Raw genomic sequence first — 20,712 nt, forward strand, 5'->3', positions numbered from 1 at the left:
AATCAGTCAGTAGGCGCTTTTCGTCAGCCGAAGTGCTGCCATAAGACCGTGCCCCAAACGAACAGCGCCAGCACGATCGCCAGCGACACCGCCGCCGATCCCATGTCCTTGGCTCGGCCGGACAGCTCGTGATGTTCGCTGCCGATGCGATCCACCACCGCCTCGATCGCGCTGTTCAGGATCTCGACGATCATCACCAGCGCTACCGATCCGATCAATAAAATGCGCGCTATCGCACCCACATCCAGCCAGACAGCCAGTATGATAGCCAGGAGGGTGACCACCAGTTCCTGGCGGAACGCCGCTTCGTGCTGCCAGGCGGCGGAAAGCCCTTTATAGGAATAGCCGGCGGCCTTGATGATGCGGGTCAGTCCGGTTGCTTGGTTTGCCATGTTTTCGTGCCTTTCTCAGAGGTCGGTCATAATAAAAAGAGTCTAGAACAGTCCGCGCTGACGGCTCTCGGTTTTCGAACACCACAGATCTGCTACCCGGTTTCTGGTATGCTTGCGGCGCATTGCTAACAAGAGGCTTCACGTTGTTATGTCAGGTTGGCGTAAAATTTATTATAAAATATTGAATTTACCACTTAAATTGTTGGTAAGAAGTAAGGTCATCCCTTCAGATCCGGTTACCGAGCTAGGGTTGGATCCCTCACGGCCGATTTTGTATGTTTTACCTTACAATTCCAAGGCGGATTTGCTGACGCTGCGCACCCAGTGCCTGGCGCAGGATCTGCCCGATCCGCTCAACTCGCTGGAGATCGACGGCACCGTGCTGCCGAGCTACGTGTTCATTCACGACGGCCCGCGCGTGTTCCGCTATTACACCCCGAAAGAAGAGTCGGTAAAGCTGTTCCACGACTATCTGGATCTGCATCGCAGCAATCCGGATCTCGACATTCAGATGCTGCCGGTTTCGGTGATGTTCGGCCGCTCGCCGGGCCGCGAAGGCCACGGTACGCCGCACCTGCGTCTGTTGAACGGCGTGCAGAAATTCTTCGCCGTGCTGTGGCTCGGCCGCGACAGCTTCGTGCGTTTCTCCAACACCGTTTCGCTGCGCCGCATGGCCACCGAACACGGAACGGATAAAACCATCGCGCAGAAACTGGCGCGCGTGGCGCGCATGCACTTCTCGCGTCAGCGCCTGGCCGCAGTGGGCCCGAGCCTGCCGGCCCGTCAGGATCTGTTTAACAAGCTGTTGGCGTCCAAAGCGATCGAAAAAGCGGTCGAGGACGAAGCGCGCAGCAAGAAGATCTCACACGAGAAGGCCCAGCAAAACGCCATCGCGCTGATGGAAGAGATCGCCGCCGATTTCTCCTACGAAACCGTGCGCCTGTCCGACCGCGTGCTGAGCTGGACCTGGAACCGGCTGTATCAAGGCATCAACGTCACCAACGCCGAGCGCGTGCGCCAGCTGGCGCAGGACGGCCACGAGATCGTCTACGTGCCCTGCCACCGCAGCCACATGGACTATCTGCTGCTGTCCTACGTGCTGTATCACCAGGGCCTGGTGCCGCCGCACATCGCCGCCGGCATCAACCTCAACTTCTGGCCGGCCGGCCCGATCTTCCGTCGCCTGGGCGCGTTCTTCATCCGCCGCACCTTCAAGGGCAACAAGCTGTACTCGACGGTGTTCCGCGAATACCTCGGCGAGCTGTTCACCCGCGGTTACTCGGTGGAATACTTCGTGGAAGGCGGCCGTTCCCGCACCGGGCGCCTGCTGGAGCCGAAGACCGGCACCCTGTCGATGACCATCCAGGCGATGCTGCGCGGCGGCACCCGTCCGATCACGCTGGTGCCGATTTACATCGGTTACGAGCACGTGATGGAAGTGGGTACCTATGCCAAAGAGCTGCGCGGCGCCACCAAGGAAAAAGAGAGCCTGCCGCAGATGCTGCGCGGCCTGCGCAAGCTGCGCAACCTGGGCCAGGGTTACGTCAACTTCGGCGAACCGCTGCCATTGACGGCTTACCTCAACCAGAACGTGCCGCAGTGGCGCGAGTCGATCGATCCGATCGAAGCCCAGCGCCCAAGCTGGCTGACGCCGACGGTCAACGATCTGGCCGGCCAGATCATGGTGCGCATCAACAACGCCGCCGCGGCCAACGCCATGAACCTGTGTTCCACCGCGCTGCTGGCCTCGCGTCAGCGTTCGCTGACCCGCGAGCAGCTGATCGAACAGCTCGAGTGCTACCTGCAGCTGATGCGCAACGCGCCTTACGCGCGTGACGTCACCGTGCCGACGCAAACGCCGGACGAGCTGCTGGATCACGCGCTGAACATGAACAAGTTCGAGGTGGAGAAGGACAGCATCGGCGACATCATCATCCTGCCGCGCGAGCAGGCGGTGCTGATGACCTATTACCGCAACAACATCCACCACCTGCTGGTGCTGCCGTCGCTGATCGCCAGCATCGTGATGCATCACCGCCGGGTATCGCGCGCCGAGCTGCTGCGCCAAATCGGCATGATCTATCCGATGCTGAAAGCCGAGCTGTTCCTGCATAACGACAAGGAACAGCTGCCGGAGGTGCTGCGGCCGGTGATCGACGAGCTGATCCGTCAACAGCTGATCTGCGACAAAGGCGACGAGCTGGTGCTGAACCCGGCGCGCATTCGCCCGCTGCAGCTGCTGGCCGCCGGGGTGCGCGAAACCCTGCAACGCTACGCCATCACCATGTCGATCCTCAGCGCCAACCCGAGCATCAACCGCGGCGCGCTGGAGAAAGAGAGCCGCATCATGGCGCAGCGTCTGTCGGTGCTGCACGGCATCAACGCGCCGGAATTCTTCGACAAGGCGGTGTTCTCCACCCTGGTGGCAACGCTGCGCGAAGAAGGCTATATCAACGACAGCGGCGATGCGATCCGCGAGCACACCCTCGAGGTATACAACATGCTGAGCGATCTGATCACGCCGGAGATCAAGCTGACCATCGAAAGCGTCAACATGCCGGAAGAGACCAACGCCCTGCCGCAATCCGATGCGGAAGAAGAGAAAGACGAGTGATTTCGCCCGGCGCGGAAACACAAAAGGCACCCTCGGGGTGCCTTTTTTCTTGCGGAAGGGAAGCGTTACGTCGGCAGATAGCTCAGCGCGATGCCGATGAACACCACCAGCCCCACATAGTTGTTCTGCAGGAAGGCCTTGAAGCAGGCCTCGCGCTCGCGGCCGGCGATCTGTTTCTGCTGGTGAATGAACAGCGCGCCCGCCAGCAGCAGTGACCAGTAAAACGCCCCGCCGAGCTGCGCCAGATAACCGACCCACACCAGCAGCAGCAGCGTCGCGAACTGCAGCAGCCCGACGATCAGCTTGTCATAACGGCCGAACAGGATAGCGGTGGATTTGATGCCGATCTTCAGGTCATCGTCGCGGTCGACCATCGCATACAGCGTATCGTAGGCCACCGTCCAGCAGATGTTGGCCAGCAGCAGCAGCCAGCAGCTGAGCGGCAGCGATTCGCTGACCGCCGCATAGCCCATCGGAATGCCCCAGCCGAACGCGGCGCCCAGCACGAACTGCGGCAGGTTGGTCACCCGCTTCATGAACGGGTACGCCCAGGCCAGCGCCAGCGCCGCCAGCGACAGCCAAATGGTCATCGCATTGAGCGTCAACACCAGGCAGAACGAAATCAGCACCAGCACCACGAACAGCACCTTGGCCTCTTTCGCGCTCACCCGGCCGCTCGGCATCGGCCGCCCGGCGGTGCGTTTCACGTAGCCGTCCACCGCGCGATCGGCGTAATCATTCACCACGCAACCGGCGGCGCGCATCAGGAACACGCCGAGCACGAACACCAGCAAAATCGACAGCGGCGGCACGCCTTTCCCGGCCAGCCACAGCGCCCACAGCGTCGGCCACAGCAGCAACAGCGTGCCGATCGGTTTATCAATGCGCATCAAATGGCTGTAAGCCCGCCATTTACTTTGAGTCACGCTTCCCTCCAAGGTCTTGCTCTCCTCTCTTATGCAGGAACCGCTGAATACAGCGGCGAAGCCGGTAAAAACAGTTCGGTCAGCAACAGCGGTTTGCCCGCCAGCCGCAGCCGTGAACGGCGCGCCCACAGCGCGTCCTGCCGGCCGATATGAATATAGTCGCGGGTCAGCTCGCCGCTGCTGAACAGGTAGCGCCCCAGCGGCAGCGTGCCCAGATCCACCAGCGCCTGGTCGGGGCCGGTCAGCGTATTTTCCGGGATCACCGTGCGCCCTAGCAGCCAGGGCTGGTCGTCGCCCAGCAGCACCACTTCGCGCAGCCAGTAGCGCGGGCTGTCGGGCAGGTGCTTCGCCTCGTCGCCCAGCGCCTCGCGCGTGACGAAGCATTCGCGCTGCGGTTCGACGCGCACCTGGGCGCAATGGCGTTCAAATCGGCGGGTCATGGAGCCTAACTCCATCAGCCAGTCGCTGACGGCGGCGGGCGCCGGAGGATCCTGTTCGGACAACCACTCCAGCGGCGGCAGGATGGAATCCCTGATGCCAGACATTGCTTTACTCCTCGCCTGAACCGCAGCCGGTACGGCGCGCCAGACGATACAAACTGTTAACAGGCCCCCATTGTAGCGCAGAAATGCGAAAGCGGCAGGCTGATTCGTGGCGAAAACGGCAGGCCTATCGGCCGGAAAAACCGGGGTTCTGTCATCTTTTTGCCATCCGTATTCTCTATCTTCGTTCCCCGGCACGATGACGATTCTGTGATCGCCTGCAAAGTTTCATCTTTGTCGCGTTGTTTTATCTACGCGCGTAGATACTCTGACACCGCAGCGTTGAATCGCCATGCGTCCGACATCATTTGTCGGCACACCTTTGTTGCCGGCACCAGGGAAACCATCTTTAACCGCGCCCCTCCAGGCGCAGAACAAAAGAGGATAGCACCGTCATGAGCGAAACAACGCTTGCCACTCCACAGACCGCCGACGCCGCGCTGGCGGCCGATGAACGCCTGGCAACCAAAGAGGGGCGCAGCCAATTTTGGCGCGCCACCTTCTCCTGCTGGCTCGGCACCGCCATGGAATACGTCGACTTCGCGCTGTACGGCCTGGCGGCCGGCATGGTGTTCGGCGATGTGTTCTTCCCCGAGGCCACGCCGCTGGTCGCTCTGCTGGCCAGCTTCGCTACCTACTCAGTCGGTTTCGTCGCGCGGCCGATCGGCGCGCTGGTGTTCGGCTGGATCGGCGATCGCAAAGGCCGCCGCGTGGTGCTGATCACCACCGTGGCGCTGATGGGCATTTCTACCACGCTGATCGGCCTGATCCCGTCCTATGCGCAAATCGGCGTCTGGGCGCCCACCTGCCTGGTGATCCTGCGCTTCGCGCAGGGATTCGGCGCCGGCGCGGAGCTGTCCGGCGGCGCGGTGATGCTGGCGGAATACGCGCCGGCCAAGCGGCGCGGGCTGGTGGCCTCGATCATCGCCATCGGCTCCAACAGCGGCACCCTGCTGGCGTCGCTGGTATGGCTGCTGGTGCTGCAACTCGACAAGGAAGATCTGATGAGCTGGGGCTGGCGCATTCCGTTCCTCGCCAGCATTCTGATCGCCGGGGTGGCGCTGTACCTGCGCCGTCACGTGCGCGAAACGCCGGTGTTCGAGCGCGAGCTGCAACAAAACCACCAGCGCATGCTGGACGCCGCTCAGGCCGCGCCGGACTCACGCAGCTACCTGCAGCGCACCAAAGCGTTCTGGGTGATGCTCGGCCTGCGCATCGGCGAAAACGGCCCCTCCTATCTGTGCCAGGGCTTTATCGTCGGCTACGTCGCCAAGGTGCTGATGGTCGATAAATCGGTGCCGGCGCTGGCGGTGCTGATCGCCTCGCTGTGCGGTTTTCTGGTGATCCCGCTGGCCGGCTGGCTGTCCGATCGCTTCGGCCGCCGCGTCACCTACCGCTGGTTCTGCCTGCTGCTGGTGCTGTACGCCTTCCCGGCGTTCTGGCTGCTCGACAGCCGTGAACCGGCGATCGTCATCTCGGTGATCGTGGTCGGCATGTGCATCGCATCGCTGGGGATCTTCGGCGTGCAGGCGGCCTACGGCGTCGAACTGTTCGGCGTGAAGAACCGCTACTCCAAGATGGCGTTCGCCAAGGAGCTCGGCTCGATCCTCTCCGGCGGCACCGCGCCGCTGATCGCCACCGCGCTGCTCTCCGGCTTCGGTCACTGGTGGCCTGTCGCCGCCTATTTTGTTGTAATGGCGGGCATCGGCTTAATCACCACCTTCTTTGCTCCCGAAACCCGCGGCCGCGATCTCAATCTGCCGCAGGATGCCGCGTAGCGAGAAGGCGAACAGGATCTCAATTTGGATAATCACTCCGCGCGACGCGTTACCCGCGCCGACGTGGCCCGCGTAGCGGGCACCTCCGTCGCCGTGGTCAGCTACGTGATCAACAACGGCCCGCGCCCGGTGGCGGAAGCCACCCGGCTGCGCGTGCTGGCGGCGATCGAGCAGACCGGCTACCGGCCGAACGACATCGCGCGGGCGCTGGCCTCCGGCAGCACGCAAACCTACGGGCTGGTGGTGCCGGATATTTCCAACCCGTTCTTCGCCACCCTGGCGCGGGCGCTGCAGCAGGAAGCCTTCAGCCGCGGCCGCGTGCTGCTGCTGGGCGATGCCGGCGACGATCGTCAGCGCGAGTATGAGCTTATCAACAACCTGCTGCGCCGCCAGGTCGATGGCCTGCTGTACACCAGCGTCGATCGCCACCCGTGGTTCGATCTGATCCGCGCTTCCGGCACTCCCTGCGTGATGATAGACACCATCGACAGCCAGGCCGGCGTTTGCGCCATCCGCGTCGACGAGCGCGACGCCGCTTGCCAGGCGACCCGCCATCTGCTGCAGCACGGCTATCGCGACATCGGCATTTTTATCGGTCCGCTGACCATGCTCAACGCGCAGGATCGCCTGAACGGCTGGCGCGATGCGCTGCTGGAGGCGGGCATCGCGCCACGCGACGCGTGGATTTTCGAAGCGCCTTACACCCGCCAGGGCGGTTACCAGGCCACCCAGCGCCTGGTGCAAGGCCCGCGCCCGCGCGCCGTTTTCACCTCCAACGAGCAGCAGGCGCTCGGCTGCCTGTCGGCGCTGGCGGAGCATGGGCTGCGCGCGCCGGACGATCTGGCGCTGATCTGTTTTAACGGCACACAGCAATCCGAATTCAGCGTGCCGCCACTCAGCGCGGTCGAGCAGCCGATCGACGCCATGGCCAAGCGGGCCATCGCCATGCTGGCCGCCGGCGCCGCGCCCGCCGAGCTGCATGAATTCGCTTTTCAACTGCGCATCCGCCGTTCGTGCGGCTGTTAGCGGTTTTTCAGGACACCTTATATGCGTTTAATCATTGATTGCGATCCCGGCAACGGCGTTCCCGGCGCCAACGTCGACGACGGCCTGGCGCTGGCCCTGGCGCTGGCAGCCAAACCGCAGCTGCAGCTGGAGTTGATCAGCATCGTGGCCGGCAACACCCCGCGCGAAGTGGGCTTCGCCGTCGCTACCGACCTGCTGGCGCAGAGCGGCTATCAGGTGCCGGTCGCCCTCGGCGCGGCGCGCGCCCTGAGCGAACCGCCGGAGCCGTGGCGCGCACACCTGGACCGCCCGATCGCCGATCCTAAGCTGGCGGCGCTGTGGCGTGACCTGCCCGCGCCCTCGCTGGCCAACGCGCCCGCGCCGGACGCCGCCATCGCCATCGGCGAACTGATCTGCCGGCATCCCGGCGAGATCACGCTGGCGGCGATCGGCCCGCTGACCAACGTTGCGCACGCCATGCAGCTTTACCCGCAGATGGCGCAGGCGGTGAAAGAGATCGTGATCATGGGCGGCGTGTTCAACGTTGAGGGATATATCAAGGACACCAATTTCGGCCTGGATCCGGAAGCGGCGCGGCTGGTGTTGAACAGCGGCGCCGCTATCACGCTGGCGCCGCTGGACGTCACCACCCAGACCATGCTGACCCAGGCGGATCTGGCCGCGTTGACCCAGCCGGATACCCCGCTGTGCCGCTATTTGCGCGCCACGACGCAGCCGTGGATCGACTATTCGCGCCATACGCGGCGCCTGCCGGGCTGCTGGATCCATGATGCGCTGGTGATCGCCTGGCTGCTGGCGCCGCAGCTGGTCACCACCGAGATGTTTCATGTGGATGTGGCGCTGGAAGGGGCGTTGACGCGCGGCAGCTCACGCCGCTGGCGGCCGGACAGCCTGCGCCTGACGGTCGGCATGCCGGCGCCGCAGGGCAAGCCGGTGCGCGTCATGCAGCAGGTGGACAACGCCCGTCTGCTGGCGTTGATCGGCGCAACGCTGGCCCGCGGATGAAAAAAGGTGCGCCAAAGCGCACCAATCATCGAGCCAGCATCGGCAGCGCCGGGTGTTACCCCTTGCCTTTAACGCTGCTGATAAACGTTTTACGCGCGGTGGCCGAGCCCAGTTTCTCGGCCTCATTCATCAGCTTCAGCGCCTTGTCGATATCGCCCGCCTTCACCGCCTGCTTGATGCCGCTATTGAAGTAGCTTTCGGTATCGTTGAGCATCGGCTCCGCCGGTTTCTCCGGCGCAGGCGCAGGCGCCGCCACGGCGGCCGGTGCGGTCGAGCCCACCACCACCGGCGCCACGGTCGGCGCAGGCTGCAGCATGCCGATCATCACGTTGCCGGTGCCCTGTTCCGCGGTCACCTTAAGCTTCAGCGTGCCGGTCGTCGCGTGGCCGGCGATCGGGTCCGGGATATCCGGCACCGCGTTGCCCACGCCCTGCGCGTAGGCCTTGGCCGGGTTGGTCAGCTGCGTGGTTTTCGCCAAGTCCTGGCGGGTGGTGTACACCAGCAGGTAAATCTGTTTTTGACCGAGCGCCGGCGTCAGTTTCAGCGTGCCTTCGAGGCGATCGGAGGACATCGCCCCCGGCGGCTGATACGGGAAATAGCTGCTCGGGTAATACGCCGCCGGGCGCAGATGCTCATCCAGCACCAGTACGCTCGGCGCGTACAGCGAATTGTTTTTGGCGAGGCTGCTCAGCGTCACTTCCAGCGAACCGCGATCGGCCGGCAGCGTATAGGCGGCGATCGCCCCCTGAATTTCGCCCTGATTGAGCTGCGGGCTGACGGCGTCGAGCTTCACCTCTTGCGACACCGGCGGCTGCAGCGGCTGCCACGGCAGGCTTTGCAGCGTGGCGGCGCTGATGGCCGGCGCGACGGAAACGTTGGCCGGCGTGTCGGCGTTGGCCGCCAAAGGCGCGCCGACGGTCAGCGCCAGCGACAGGCAGAGTGACAGCAGATTCTTTTTCATCGTTATATCCTCTTTCAGCGCCGCGGCGGATCAGGCAAGAGATCCGGCCGCGGCGAATGCGGTTGGGGGAGAGCCGATAGCCCTCCCCGCCCTGTCGTCGTTACCACCAAATTTCCATCTGGGCGCCGAAGGTGACTTCGTCATCCTTGCCGCGGCTGAAGGTATGCATGCTGGTGTCGTTGTAAGCGGTGCCGGTGTTATACCCGGTGTCGTCACCGGTGGCGTAGCCCCACTTCTCATCCCACTTGGCGTAGGTGGCGAACAGACGGATGGCCGGACGCGACCAGATGCTGTTGCCCGCCTGCCACTGCTGCGCCAGGGTCACTTTATACTGGCCGTTGCGATCGCCGGTGCGCTGGGATTTGACGTTGTCATAGCCGGCTTCCAGCAGGGTGCTCATGATTGGCGTCCATTTGTACATCGGGCGCACGCCCACGGTGTACCAGGTGGTGCCGTTGTTGTTATCGCGGTCGATGTCCTGGAACATGGCGACGTACATCAGCGCCCATTGATCGTTGAAGTCGATGGCGCCGTGATCCAGCACGCGGATCATCTTGCCGTTGTTATCGATGGTGGCGCCTTCGTTGCGGCCGTTGTTCTGCGAGGTCATCGAGTCGGTGGCATACTGCAGCACGAATTTGTTGTAGCCGTTCAGGATGCTCTGCGTGTGTTCCGCAGTGAACATCCAGCCGTCTTTGCTGGCGCCGTCGGCCAGGCGATAGTTATCCTGCGCATTGGCGCGGCCGTAGTCCACGCCCAGCTCCAGGGTGCCGCCCGGGTTCAGCTCCAGGCCGGCCAGACGCAGATCGAAGGTGTCGTTGACGGTTGGGCGCTGTTTCCATTCGTTATCCAGGTAGCCGTAAGAGCCGCCGGATTCGGAGTTGCGGGTCACGGCGGCGGACAGCTTGCCGAAGCCCAGATCGATGTTTTCCAGACCGGCGCCCGGGCCGGAGATATCCCAGTAGTAGAAGTCGATCATGTGAACGTCATGACGCTGATAGAAGCGCTTACCGGCCCACAGCGTGGAGCCCGGCAGCCAGTCGATCAGGTTTTTACCCTGCACGTTGACTTCGCGGAAGCCCGGGGTCACGTCTTCCCAGTCGGAACGTTGCGAGACCGAATAGGCCAGGTTGGTGTCGAAATAGAAACTCTTGTCGCCTTCTTTCCACACTTCCTGCCCCAGTTTCAGTTCGGCGTAGGTTTCGCATTCGTTGCCGAGACGGTATTTGCTCGCGGCACCGGTGGCCTTGAAGCACTGTTGCTCACCGCCGCTGCCGGTCCAGCCGATGCCGGAACGGGCATAACCGTGAAAATCCACGGCCAGCGCCTGAGTAGAGAGAACACCGGCGGCGACAGCCAGTGCCAGAGGAAGTTTGCGCAGAGTAGTCATCATTATTCTCCTGTTATACCGACTTTGATGCTTTAAACGCCCGGCTCCTGGTGCAGCCGTTTACATGCCGTACCGTCTTCACGGAACAGGTGGCAACGATGAGGCGGCAGGCCGATGGCGAATGTGGCACCTTCTTCTACCAGCACCACGTCATTCTGGCGGTACACCAGGTTTTGACGGATGGCCGGGATTTGGATGTGGATTTGCGTCTCGTTGCCGAGCTGCTCCACCACCTGTACGTCGCCGGTAAGCCGCACTTCTGAGGCTTCGCCGGGCAGCAGATGTTCAGGACGAATGCCCAGTGACAGGTTGGCGCCGGGCTGAACGCCCTCGCCTTCCACCGGCAGCCAGACCAGCTGGCGGTTGGGCAGTTCGACCTGCACCTGTTGCGGCTGCGCCGCGGTCACCTTGACCGGCAGGAAGTTCATCTTCGGCGAGCCGATAAACCCGGCGACGAAGCGGTTGGCCGGGTAGTGGTACAGCTCCAGCGGCTTGCCGACCTGCGCCACGCGACCGGCGTCTAGCACCACGATCTTGTCGGCCAGCGTCATCGCTTCGACCTGATCGTGGGTGACGTAAATCATGGTGCGCTGCAGGCGCTTGTGCAGACGGGAAATCTCGATGCGCATCTGCACCCGCAGCGCGGCGTCGAGGTTGGACAGCGGTTCGTCGAGCAGGAACACGTCCGGCTCGGCCACCAGCGTGCGGCCGATCGCCACGCGCTGACGCTGCCCGCCGGACAGCGCCTTCGGCCGCCGATCGAGCAGGTGCGCCAGCTGCAGCACCTCGGAAACCTGATTCACCCGTTGATTGATTTCCGCTTTCCTGGCGCCGGCCAGCTTCAGGCCGAACGACATGTTGTCCGCCACCGACAGGTGCGGATACAGCGCGTAGGACTGGAACACCATGCCGATGCCGCGCTCGGAAGGCGGCACCTCATTCATGCGTTTCTCGCCGATCAGCAGGTCGCCGGAGGTGATGTCCTCCAGCCCGGCGATCATGCGCAGCAGCGTCGATTTACCGCAGCCCGACGGCCCGACAAACACCACAAACTCGCCGTCTTCGATGGTCAGATTGACGTCTTTGGAAATCACGGCCTCACCGAAGGCCTTATAAACGCTGCGCAGTGTCACGCTAGCCATGCGTTACTCCCCTGCTTTCGCAGTTAACATGTCGTGTGAAAATGGCGGAAGCAAAGCCCGCCAAAACCCATTGATGACCCTCTTGCTGCGCGCCGTGCTGCCATGCCAACGGCAAGGTCGCCTCAGACGGCGCGGCCGCCTGAGTATAAGGCTGCAGGTTTATCAGCGCTTCAAGGCATTGATCCTGATGGGTAATAAGTAAGCGCACCACGCCGTCCCGCTGGCTGATCGCGTTCAATTCGCCACGCTGGATGAGCGGCGAACGGCGCAGGGCCAACAGCGCCTGGCAGTAACGTAAGGTGGAGTGGCTGTCGTGCTGTTGGCGGCTGATGGCCAATGCGCGGTGTTCGATCGCCACCTGTTGATACCAGCTGATTTCGCCGGCGGTGACCTGTTCGGGGGCTTCATGCCACGGCATCGGCGTTTGCGCGCCGCGCGGATCCTGCAGCCCGGCGGCATGCGGCAGCCCCAGTTCCTCGCCCTGGTACAGGCAGATCGGCGCCGGCAACATCGCCAACAGCGTCAAAAAGGCGGCGGCGGAACGCAGGTCGCCCTGCCCCCAGCGGCTGACCACTCTTGGCTGATCGGCGTCGCCGGTGCTCCACAGGCTGTCCGCCAACGTGGCGCGGCGGGCGTGCAGCACCGCCACCAGCTTCTCCGCGCTGAACGGCATCACGTCCAGCGCCAGCGCGCCGTGGACGAACCGCTGTGGCGCAACGGCATTGCGAACGCGGTTGGCTTCATCGCCATACCACAGCGTCAGCCCTTCGGCCGTCACCGTCGCCTCGGCCTCCGGCGCCAGCGTCTGCGGCAGCAACAGGCCGTCGATCGACAGCGCTTTCAGGTACGGCAGCGCCGCCAGCATGCCGTGCGCGTCGCCCACGCCGTCCCCGTTTCCGTCACGGAAACTGGCCGGATGGATCCGGTACAGGGTGGGCTGAGTGGCGATAGGCATTGACGACATAAATCCGATATCCCTGCTGCGCGTGGCGTTAAAAATCAATGGGCCGATAGTGCGGGAGTCGCCGGAAAGGGTAATCATCCGTAACAGGATTTTTCATGGGGGAGGAGGCGGGAGGATGAGAGAACGACCGCGGCGATGAGAAGTTCCGCGCTTAAGGCAAATCTGTGATCCGTCTGGCAAAAATCGCCCCCCTATTTTGTGCCTGACGCCACAGAATAGAGCGCAACGTTAACTGGATCACACTCCTCATCTCAGGGGCGTAGAGGGGGGGAGGATGAGAATATGTCGCGTTGTGACCCACTATTACCGCGAAACGTCACTCCTTGATTTATGTGCCCACAAAAAGAAGGACTGGATTATGACTCGCAGCATTACCCTCGCCCGCACGCTGGCGCTCTCGGCACTGGCCACCCTGGTGCTCTCTTCTTCCGCCTTCGCCAAGATCGAGGAAGGCAAACTGGTTATCTGGATCAATGGCGACAAGGGCTATAACGGCCTGGCCGAAGTCGGCAAGAAATTCGAAAAAGACACCGGCATCAAGGTTACCGTCGAACACCCGGACAAGCTGGAAGAAAAATACCCGCAGGTGGCCGCCACCGGCGACGGCCCTGACATCATTTTCTGGGCCCACGACCGCTTCGGCGGCTATGCGCAGTCCGGCCTGCTGGCCGAAATCCACCCGTCCAAAGCCTTCCAGGACAAGCTGTTTCCGTTCACCTGGGACGCCGTGCGTTATGACGGCAAGCTGATCGGCTACCCGATCGCCGTCGAGGCGCTGTCGCTGATTTACAACAAAGACCTGGTCAAACAGCCGCCGAAGACCTGGGAAGAGATCCCGGCGCTGGACAAGCAGCTGCGCGCCAACGGCAAGAGCGCCATCATGTGGAACCTGCAGGAACCCTACTTCACCTGGCCTATCATCGCCGCCGACGGCGGTTATGCCTTCAAGTATGAAAACGGTAAATACAACATCAAGGATGTCGGCGTCGCCAACGCCGGTTCGCAGGCAGGTCTGCAGTTCATCGTCGATCTGGTGAAAAACAAGCACATCAACGCCGATACCGATTACTCGATCGCCGAAGCCGCGTTCAACAAAGGCCAGACCGCGATGACCATCAACGGGCCGTGGGCCTGGAACAACATCGAGCAGAGCAAAATCAACTACGGCGTGACGCTGCTGCCGACCTTCAAAGGCAAACCGTCCAAGCCGTTCGTCGGCGTGCTGACCGCCGGCATCAACGCCGCCAGCCCGAATAAAGAACTGGCGACCGAGTTCCTCGAGAACTACCTGCTGACCAACGAAGGGCTGGCGGACGTCAACAAAGACAAGCCGCTGGGCGCGGTGGCACTGAAGTCCTACCAGGAAACGCTGGCCAAAGATCCGAAGATCGCCGCCACCATGCAGAACTCGCAAAACGGGGAAATCATGCCGAACATCCCGCAGATGAGCGCCTTCTGGTACGCCGAACGCAGCGCGGTGATCAACGCCGTCAGCGGCCGTCAGACGGTGAAAGCCGCGCTGGACGACGTGCAGACCCGCATCACCAAGTAACGACGTCGTGCGGGGTGCCACGGTGCCCCGCCGTTGCTTCACAGAAAGGAACGCCCTATGCAATTCGCTCACGCCGGGACGCCTGCGCGTAAAAAATCGAAGTGGTGGCAAAGCGACGCGCTGAAATGGCTGGTAGTCAGCCTGTTCAGCCTGGTGACCTGCTACCTGATTGTGTTGATGTATGCACAGGGTGAATACCTGTTCGCCATCCTGACGCTGATCCTGGTCAGCGCCGGGCTTTACGTCTTCGCCAACCGCCGCGCCTACGCCTGGCGCTATGTGTATCCCGGCGTCGCCGGCATGGGGCTGTTCGTCCTGTTCCCGCTGATTTGCACCATCGCCATCGCCTTCACCAACTACAGCAGCACCAACCAACTGACCTTCGAGCGCGCGCAATCGGTGCTGATGCAGCGCCAGTTCCAGAGCGGCAAAACCTTTACCTTCGGCCTCTACCCGGCGGAAAACCAGCAGTGGCGCCTGCAGCTGACGCCGCCGGACGGCGAAGCACCGCTGATCTCCGAGCCTTTCCGCCTCGACGCCGCCGCGCCGCAAACCCTGAAACTGACGGCACAGAGCGCCGCGCCGCAGGGCGAGCGCGCCACGCTGCGGATGATCACCCAGAACCGGCAGGCGCTGAGCCAGCTGGTGGCGCAGCTGCCCGACGGCGGTGAATTGCGCATGAGCTCCCTGCGCCAGTTCTCCGGCACCCGCCCGCTGTATGCGCTGGACCAAGACGGCAGCACGCTGACCAATAACCAGACCCAGGTGCGCTACCGGCCGAACGGCGACACCGGCTTCTATCAGGCGATCAACGCCGACGGCGGCTGGGCGCAGGAAACCCTGAGCCCAGGCTATACCGTCACCACCGGCTGGAAGAACTTCCTGCGGGTGCTGCAGGACGAGGGCATCAAGAAACCGTTCGTGTCGATCTTCATCTGGACCATCGTGTTCTCGGTGATGACGGTGATCCTCACCGTGGCGGTCGGCATGGTGTTGGCCTGCGTGGTGCAGTGGGAGGCGCTGAAAGGCAAGGCGATCTACCGTGTGCTGCTGATCCTGCCCTATGCGGTGCCGTCATTCATCTCGATCCTGATCTTCAAAGGTTTGTTCAACCAGAGCTTCGGCGAGATCAACATGATGCTCAGCCATCTGTTCGGCATCAAACCGGCCTGGTTCAGCGATCCGCTCACCGCCAAGAGCATGATCCTGATCGTCAACACCTGGCTCGGCTACCCGTACATGATGATCCTGTGCATGGGGCTGCTGAAGGCGATCCCGGACGATCTGTACGAGGCCTCGGCGATGGACGGCGCCAACCCGTGGCAAAACTTCTTCCGCATCACCTTACCGCTGCTGATCAAGCCGCTGACGCCGCTGATGATCGCCAGCTTCGCCTTCAACTTTAACAACTTCGTGCTGATCCAGCTGCTGACCAACGGCGGCCCGGACATGATCGGCACCACCACGCCGGCCGGCTATACCGATCTGTTGGTCAGCTACACCTACCGCATCGCCTTCGAAGGCGGCGGCGGGCAAGACTTCGGGCTGGCGGCCGCCATCGCCACGCTGATCTTCCTGTTGGTGGGCGCGCTGGCGATCCTGAATTTGAAAGCCAGCAAGATGAACTTCGATTAGGGAGAATGACGATGGCCATGGTTCAACCCAAATCCCAGCGCCTGCGCCTGTGGATCACCCATATTTTGATGCTGTGCTTTATCGCCCTGATCATGTTCCCGCTGCTGATGGTGGTCGCCATCTCGCTGCGCTCCGGCAACTTCGCCACCGGCAGCCTGATACCGGAAACCCTCTCCTGGGATCACTGGCGGCTGGCGCTCGGCTTCAGCGTCACCCACGCCGACGGCAGCGTGACGCCGCCGCCGTTCCCGGTGCTGCTGTGGCTGTGGAACTCAGTCAAGATCGCGGCGATCACCGCCATCGGCATCGTGACGCTGTCTACCACCTGCGCCTACGCCTTTGCCCGCATGCGCTTTCGCGGCAAGAGCACGCTGCTGAAAAGCATGCTGATCTTCCAGATGTTCCCGGCGGTGCTGTCGCTGGTGGCGCTGTACGCCCTGTTCGATCGCCTGGGCCAGTACATTCCGTTTATCGGCCTGAACACCCACGGCGGCGTGATCTTCGCCTACATGGGTGGCATCGCGCTGCACGTCTGGACCATCAAGGGCTATTTCGAAACCATCGACAACTCGCTGGAAGAGGCGGCGGCGCTGGACGGCGCCACGCCGTGGCAGGCGTTCCGTCTGGTGTTGCTGCCGCTGTCGGTGCCGATTCTGGCGGTGGTATTCATTCTGTCGTTTATCGCCGCCATCACCGAAGTGCCGGTGGCGTCGCTGCTGCTGCGCGATGTGAACAGCTACACGCTGGCGGTGGGGATGCAGCAATATCTCAACCCGCAGAACTACCTGTGGGGCGACTTCGCCGCCGCCGCGGTGCTGTCGGCGATACCGATCACCGCCGTGTTCCTGCTGGCGCAGCGCTGGCTGGTGGGCGGCCTGACGGCCGGCGGCGTGAAGGGGTAATTTGTGCCACTGCAGTGCGTTTGATGTCTTTCCGCGATAGCGGTAATCCTGTGTCTTTGGCGGCCTCTGGCCGCCATTTTTATCTCCGCTACTCCCGTTTCAGCCGATCGGTGTTTGCCAGATAAAGCGTCACCACCAGCACCAATATCGCCGCGGCGTAGATCAGGGTATCGATGGGGTTTTTGTGATCTACGATAATCAAACGAATAATCGCGGTAATGCCAATGTAAATAAAATAGCGCAGCGGGAAATGATAACCCGACTCAAAATACTTGACGATCAAGGCGATAAATTCAAAGTACAGGAAATAAATCACAATGCCTTCAATCAACAGGTAAGAGGACGACTCTTCGCTGTTGATAAATAACACCTTCGCCAGGTGGAGGGTTTCCTTGACCAGAAACACCACCAGAATGGCCGCCAGCAGCAGCAAGCCCACGTTCAGCACCCGCTGCAGCCCCTTCGCTATCATTATCGAACGCGACGTTTTTGCCATAAAACCTCTCTCTGAATACCGCGTATATGATTCAACCGTGCCAATATAGGCATTGTCCTAAAAATTCCACCCCTTGCGAAAGCACTTTAAACCCCATTTAATTCATCACGTTATAATAAGATGTTTCTGACCTATAGATTTGTAGCAAATCGAAATGTCAACTATCATGGGACACAGAGATCTTTACATAAAACCAATAACCTCGAATTAACAAGGGAATTCTTTATGCGCGCTAAACTTAACGGACTGGTCGCTGCGGGCCTGTTTACCTGTGCATTGTCCGGCCACGCCGCCGGCCTGGTAGCCCCTGACAACGATCTGCGTAACGATCTCGCCTGGCTGTCTGACCGCGGCGTCATCAACGTCAGCCTGTCCACCTGGCCGCTGAGCCAGGAAGAGATCAGCTCCGTTATCGCGCAGGCCAAGCCGGTGACCAACACCGAGAAAAACGTTATCGACCGCGTACAACGCCGCGTCGATGCCCTGAAAGCCAACATTCGCGTCAGCGGTTACGCCTCGACCGATAAACCCGGCACCCCGCAGGGCTTCGGCCAAAACGAATACGCCGACGATCGCCTGACCATCGGCGCCGGCGCCAACGGCGAGTTCTGGGACGTGCGTCTGCAGGGCTCGGTGGAAGGCGATCAGCGCGTCAGCGACGGCTCCAAATTCAACATGAACGGCTCCTACGGCGCGGTGAAAATCTGGAACCAATGGCTCTCCTTCGGCGAGGTTTCCCAGTGGTGGGGCCCGGGCTACGACGGCAGCCTGATCCGCTCCGACGCCGCGCGCCCGGTGGCCGGCTTTATGCTGCAGCGCGCCGACCAATCGCCGTTTGAAACCCCGTGGCTGTCGTGGATTGGCCGCTGGCAATACCAGTTGTCCGCCGGCCAACTGTCGCAGTACGCTGCCGTGCCGGACACCAAGCTGATCGGTGGCCGCCTGACCATGATGCCGACCGACTTCCTGGAGTTGGGCGCTTCGCGCGTCATGATGTGGGGTGGTGATGGCCGTCCGCACTCCTGGAGTTCCTTCTGGGATGGCGTCACCGGCAACGACAATACCGGCGATCCGAAAAACGATCCGGGCAACCAGTTGGGCGGTTTTGACTTCAAACTCAAGCTGCAGCCGCTCATCGGCATGCCGGTCAGCCTGTATGGCCAGATCACCGGTGAAGATGAAGCAGGCATGTTGCCTTCGCATAACGCCTACATGCTGGGGCTTGAAGGCCATCCGGAATGGGGCCCGACCACGATCAACTGGCATATCGAAGGTACTGATACCCGCTCTAACGGCAACGCCAACAACGTGATGTACAACCACTACATCTATCGGGGCGGTTACTACCAGCAAGGTTATCCGCTGGGCCATGCGATGGGCGGCGACGGTCAGATGCTGTCCGGCCGCGTGGAAATGGTGCTGGACGACGGCCAGCGTTGGAGCACCCGCCTGGTGTACGCCAAGGTGAATCCGAACAACCAAACCATCAACCGGGCGTTCCCGCGTTCCGATACGCTGAAAGGCATTCAGCTCGGCTGGGGTTACAGCTTCGATTCTCAGGTTAAATTCGATACCAGCCTGTGGTACACCAACAGCGATCACAGCACCGCCGACGACGTGGGTGCCGGCGTCAGCTTCGAAGTGCCGATCAACCTGTAATTTTTTGCAGACGTAAAAAAACCCGCCGCGGCGGGTTTTTTATTGGCTTCAGCTCAGGCGCTTAGCGCCATTCCTTGAAGCGGTTGATCAGCGCATTGGTCGAGCTGTCGTGGCTGCTGATTTTCTCGCTGCCCGCCAGCTCCGGCAGGATGCGGTTAGCCAGCTGTTTACCCAGCTCCACGCCCCACTGATCGAAGGTAAAGATGTTCAGGATCGCGCCCTGGGTGAAGATCTTGTGCTCGTACAGCGCGATCAGGCTGCCCAGGCTGAACGGGGTGATTTCGCGCAGCAGGATCGAGTTGGTCGGGCGGTTGCCTTCAAACACTTTGAACGGCGCCACGTGCTTGACCTGCTCAGGGGTTTTACCCTGCGCCGCGAACTCGGCCTCCACCACGTCCAGCGACTTGCCGAACGCCAGCGCTTCGGTCTGGGCGAAGAAATTGGACAGCAGTTTGGCGTGATGATCGCCCAGCGGATTATGGCTGATGGCCGGCGCGATGAAGTCGCAAGGCACCAGCTTGGTGCCCTGGTGGATCAGCTGGTAGAACGCATGCTGGCCGTTGGTGCCCGGCTCGCCCCAAATGATAGGGCCGGTCTGATAATCCACCGGATTGCCGTTGCGATCGACGTACTTGCCGTTGGATTCCATGTTGCCCTGCTGGAAGTAAGCGGCAAAACGGTGCATGTACTGATCGTACGGCAGAATGGCTTCGGTTTCGGCGCCGAAGAAGTTGTTGTACCAGATACCGATCAGCGCCAGCAGCACCGGCAGGTTCTTCTCCGCCGGCGTTTCGGCGAAGTGCTTGTCCATGGCGTGCGCGCCGCTCAGCAGCTGCTCGAAGTTGTCATAACCGATGGACAGCGCGATCGACAGACCGATCGCCGACCACAGGGAGTAACGGCCCCCTACCCAGTCCCAGAATTCGAACATGTTGTCGGTATCGATGCCGAACTCGGCCACCGCTTTGCCGTTGGTGGACAGCGCGGCGAAGTGCTTGGCCACGTGTTGTTGATCGGCGGCGCTGCTCAGGAACCAGTCGCGCGCGCTGTGGGCGTTGGTCATGGTTTCCTGAGTGGTGAAGGTTTTGGAGGCCACCAGGAACAGCGTGGTTTCCGGGTTCAGCGGCTGCAGCGTTTCGGCGATATGGGTGCCGTCGACGTTGGAGACGAAGTGCATGTTCAGGTGGTTTTTATACGGGCGCAGCGCTTCGGTCACCATGTAAGGGCCGAGATCCGAACCGCCGATGCCGATGTTCACCACGTCGGTGATCGGTTTGCCGGTGTAGCCTTTCCACTCGCCGCCGATGACGCGCGCGCAGAACTGTTTGATCTTGGCCAGCACCGCGTTCACTTCCGGCATCACGTCTTTGCCGTCGACCAGGATCGGGCTGTTGCTGCGGTTGCGCAGGGCAATGTGCAGCACCGCGCGATCTTCGGTGCGGTTGATTTTCTCACCGGCGAACATCGATTTGATGGCGCCTTGCAGATCGGTTTCTTTCGCCAGCGCCTGCAGCTTCTCCAGGGTTTCCTGCGTGATACGGTTCTTGGAATAGTCCACCAACATTTGGTCGTTGAAGGTCGCGGAGAACCTGGAGAAACGATCGCTGTCCTGGGCGAACAGGTCGGCGATCCGTACGTCTTTCATCTGTGCATAATGTTGCTGCAGGGCTTGCCAAGCAGCGGTTTGACTAGGATTGATATTTTTCATAGCAACACTCTTAGGCTTGA

Annotated in this window: 17 protein-coding genes; 8 read left to right on the forward strand and 9 right to left on the reverse strand. The window is 61.7% G+C overall.

All coding sequences use genetic code 11. From position 1 onward, the window contains the following. Positions 1–23: 23 nt before the first annotated feature. The gene (locus SSARUM_RS21615) at positions 24–392 is read right to left on the reverse strand and encodes a diacylglycerol kinase (RefSeq protein WP_015379225.1); all 369 of its coding nucleotides are present in this window, start codon (positions 390–392) and stop codon (positions 24–26) included. 148 nt (positions 393–540) lie between these two features. Between SSARUM_RS21615 and plsB the strand changes: the two genes are divergently transcribed. After that, positions 541–3,006 carry a glycerol-3-phosphate 1-O-acyltransferase PlsB gene (gene plsB / locus SSARUM_RS21620; protein ID WP_033649708.1) on the forward strand — a complete coding sequence of 822 codons (2,466 nt, stop codon included), beginning with the start codon at positions 541–543 and terminating at the stop codon, positions 3,004–3,006. 65 nt (positions 3,007–3,071) lie between these two features. On the opposite strand, the gene ubiA is transcribed toward plsB, so the two are convergent. Both ubiA and ubiC read right to left on the reverse strand, forming a co-directional pair. Next, entirely contained in the window at positions 3,072–3,944 is an 873-nt protein-coding gene (ubiA, locus tag SSARUM_RS21625; protein WP_033636207.1) for a 4-hydroxybenzoate octaprenyltransferase, read from the reverse strand. 17 nt (positions 3,945–3,961) lie between these two features. Further along, positions 3,962–4,477, reverse strand: coding sequence for a chorismate lyase (ubiC, locus tag SSARUM_RS21630; protein ID WP_033636208.1), 516 nt, complete (start codon positions 4,475–4,477; stop codon positions 3,962–3,964). Positions 4,478–4,869: 392 nt separating this feature from the next. Between ubiC and SSARUM_RS21635 the strand changes: the two genes are divergently transcribed. From SSARUM_RS21635 to SSARUM_RS21645, 3 genes are read left to right on the forward strand one after another with little or no spacing between them, the layout of a single operon-like run. Beyond that, positions 4,870–6,252 carry an MFS transporter gene (locus SSARUM_RS21635; RefSeq protein ID WP_033654718.1) on the forward strand — a complete coding sequence of 461 codons (1,383 nt, stop codon included), beginning with the start codon at positions 4,870–4,872 and terminating at the stop codon, positions 6,250–6,252. 24 nt (positions 6,253–6,276) lie between these two features. Further along, positions 6,277–7,278 carry a LacI family DNA-binding transcriptional regulator gene (locus SSARUM_RS21640; RefSeq protein WP_033649706.1) on the forward strand — a complete coding sequence of 334 codons (1,002 nt, stop codon included), beginning with the start codon at positions 6,277–6,279 and terminating at the stop codon, positions 7,276–7,278. 21 nt (positions 7,279–7,299) lie between these two features. Further along, positions 7,300–8,283, forward strand: coding sequence for a nucleoside hydrolase (locus SSARUM_RS21645; RefSeq protein WP_039569666.1), 984 nt, complete (start codon positions 7,300–7,302; stop codon positions 8,281–8,283). Positions 8,284–8,338: 55 nt separating this feature from the next. Here SSARUM_RS21645 and malM read toward each other — a convergent pair whose 3' ends face one another. From malM to SSARUM_RS24605, 4 genes are all read right to left on the reverse strand, one after another. After that, the gene (gene malM / locus SSARUM_RS21650) at positions 8,339–9,244 is read right to left on the reverse strand and encodes a maltose operon protein MalM (RefSeq protein WP_060430932.1); all 906 of its coding nucleotides are present in this window, start codon (positions 9,242–9,244) and stop codon (positions 8,339–8,341) included. A gap of 100 nt (positions 9,245–9,344) precedes the next feature. Then, a complete protein-coding gene (locus tag SSARUM_RS21655) occupies positions 9,345–10,634 on the reverse strand; it encodes a maltoporin (RefSeq protein ID WP_033649704.1) in 1,290 nt (429 codons plus the stop codon). Between the two features lie 32 nt (positions 10,635–10,666). After that, the gene (malK, locus tag SSARUM_RS21660; protein WP_033636214.1) at positions 10,667–11,776 is read right to left on the reverse strand and encodes a maltose/maltodextrin ABC transporter ATP-binding protein MalK; all 1,110 of its coding nucleotides are present in this window, start codon (positions 11,774–11,776) and stop codon (positions 10,667–10,669) included. Then, entirely contained in the window at positions 11,769–12,740 is a 972-nt protein-coding gene (locus SSARUM_RS24605; RefSeq protein ID WP_033638605.1) for an alpha-amylase family glycosyl hydrolase, read from the reverse strand. The genes malK and SSARUM_RS24605 overlap by 8 nt, the downstream gene beginning before the upstream one ends. A gap of 358 nt (positions 12,741–13,098) precedes the next feature. On the opposite strand from SSARUM_RS24605, the gene malE reads away from it, so the two are divergent. From malE to malG, 3 genes are read left to right on the forward strand one after another with little or no spacing between them, the layout of a single operon-like run. After that, positions 13,099–14,292, forward strand: a complete 1,194-nt coding sequence (malE, locus tag SSARUM_RS21675; protein WP_033636215.1) for a maltose/maltodextrin ABC transporter substrate-binding protein MalE — start codon at positions 13,099–13,101, stop codon at positions 14,290–14,292. A gap of 57 nt (positions 14,293–14,349) precedes the next feature. After that, positions 14,350–15,927 (forward strand): maltose ABC transporter permease MalF, encoded by a 1,578-nt coding sequence (gene malF / locus SSARUM_RS21680; RefSeq protein ID WP_033649703.1) that lies wholly within the window; start codon positions 14,350–14,352, stop codon positions 15,925–15,927. A gap of 11 nt (positions 15,928–15,938) precedes the next feature. Beyond that, positions 15,939–16,829 carry a maltose ABC transporter permease MalG gene (gene malG / locus SSARUM_RS21685; protein ID WP_021505147.1) on the forward strand — a complete coding sequence of 297 codons (891 nt, stop codon included), beginning with the start codon at positions 15,939–15,941 and terminating at the stop codon, positions 16,827–16,829. An 88-nt stretch (positions 16,830–16,917) separates the two neighbouring features. On the opposite strand, the gene psiE is transcribed toward malG, so the two are convergent. Next, positions 16,918–17,325, reverse strand: a complete 408-nt coding sequence (gene psiE / locus SSARUM_RS21690) for a phosphate-starvation-inducible protein PsiE (RefSeq protein ID WP_033636217.1) — start codon at positions 17,323–17,325, stop codon at positions 16,918–16,920. Between the two features lie 225 nt (positions 17,326–17,550). Between psiE and SSARUM_RS21695 the strand changes: the two genes are divergently transcribed. Beyond that, complete coding sequence (locus SSARUM_RS21695) at positions 17,551–18,984, forward strand: capsule assembly Wzi family protein (protein ID WP_033636218.1); 1,434 nt, start codon at positions 17,551–17,553, stop codon at positions 18,982–18,984. A gap of 61 nt (positions 18,985–19,045) precedes the next feature. Here SSARUM_RS21695 and pgi read toward each other — a convergent pair whose 3' ends face one another. Next, the gene (gene pgi, locus SSARUM_RS21700; protein WP_033636219.1) at positions 19,046–20,692 is read right to left on the reverse strand and encodes a glucose-6-phosphate isomerase; all 1,647 of its coding nucleotides are present in this window, start codon (positions 20,690–20,692) and stop codon (positions 19,046–19,048) included. Between the last annotated feature and the right edge of the window lie 20 nt (positions 20,693–20,712).

The organism is Serratia sarumanii (genome assembly GCF_029962605.1).
In the GTDB taxonomy this organism is placed as follows: Bacteria; Pseudomonadota; Gammaproteobacteria; order Enterobacterales; family Enterobacteriaceae; genus Serratia; species Serratia sarumanii.

What these genes read in the sequence shown, in the direction of transcription:
- SSARUM_RS21615 (WP_015379225.1), bottom strand. Translation starts at nt 392, where the DNA reads ATGGCAAACCAAGCAACCGGACTGACCCGCATCATCAAGGCCGCCGGC.
- plsB (WP_033649708.1), top strand. Translation starts at nt 541, where the DNA reads ATGTCAGGTTGGCGTAAAATTTATTATAAAATATTGAATTTACCACTT.
- ubiC (WP_033636208.1), bottom strand. Translation starts at nt 4,477, where the DNA reads ATGTCTGGCATCAGGGATTCCATCCTGCCGCCGCTGGAGTGGTTGTCC.
- SSARUM_RS21635 (WP_033654718.1), top strand. Translation starts at nt 4,870, where the DNA reads ATGAGCGAAACAACGCTTGCCACTCCACAGACCGCCGACGCCGCGCTG.
- SSARUM_RS21645 (WP_039569666.1), top strand. Translation starts at nt 7,300, where the DNA reads ATGCGTTTAATCATTGATTGCGATCCCGGCAACGGCGTTCCCGGCGCC.
- malM (WP_060430932.1), bottom strand. Translation starts at nt 9,244, where the DNA reads ATGAAAAAGAATCTGCTGTCACTCTGCCTGTCGCTGGCGCTGACCGTC.
- SSARUM_RS21655 (WP_033649704.1), bottom strand. Translation starts at nt 10,634, where the DNA reads ATGACTACTCTGCGCAAACTTCCTCTGGCACTGGCTGTCGCCGCCGGT.
- malK (WP_033636214.1), bottom strand. Translation starts at nt 11,776, where the DNA reads ATGGCTAGCGTGACACTGCGCAGCGTTTATAAGGCCTTCGGTGAGGCC.
- SSARUM_RS24605 (WP_033638605.1), bottom strand. Translation starts at nt 12,740, where the DNA reads ATGTCGTCAATGCCTATCGCCACTCAGCCCACCCTGTACCGGATCCAT.
- malE (WP_033636215.1), top strand. Translation starts at nt 13,099, where the DNA reads ATGACTCGCAGCATTACCCTCGCCCGCACGCTGGCGCTCTCGGCACTG.
- malF (WP_033649703.1), top strand. Translation starts at nt 14,350, where the DNA reads ATGCAATTCGCTCACGCCGGGACGCCTGCGCGTAAAAAATCGAAGTGG.
- malG (WP_021505147.1), top strand. Translation starts at nt 15,939, where the DNA reads ATGGCCATGGTTCAACCCAAATCCCAGCGCCTGCGCCTGTGGATCACC.
- psiE (WP_033636217.1), bottom strand. Translation starts at nt 17,325, where the DNA reads ATGGCAAAAACGTCGCGTTCGATAATGATAGCGAAGGGGCTGCAGCGG.
- SSARUM_RS21695 (WP_033636218.1), top strand. Translation starts at nt 17,551, where the DNA reads ATGCGCGCTAAACTTAACGGACTGGTCGCTGCGGGCCTGTTTACCTGT.
- pgi (WP_033636219.1), bottom strand. Translation starts at nt 20,692, where the DNA reads ATGAAAAATATCAATCCTAGTCAAACCGCTGCTTGGCAAGCCCTGCAG.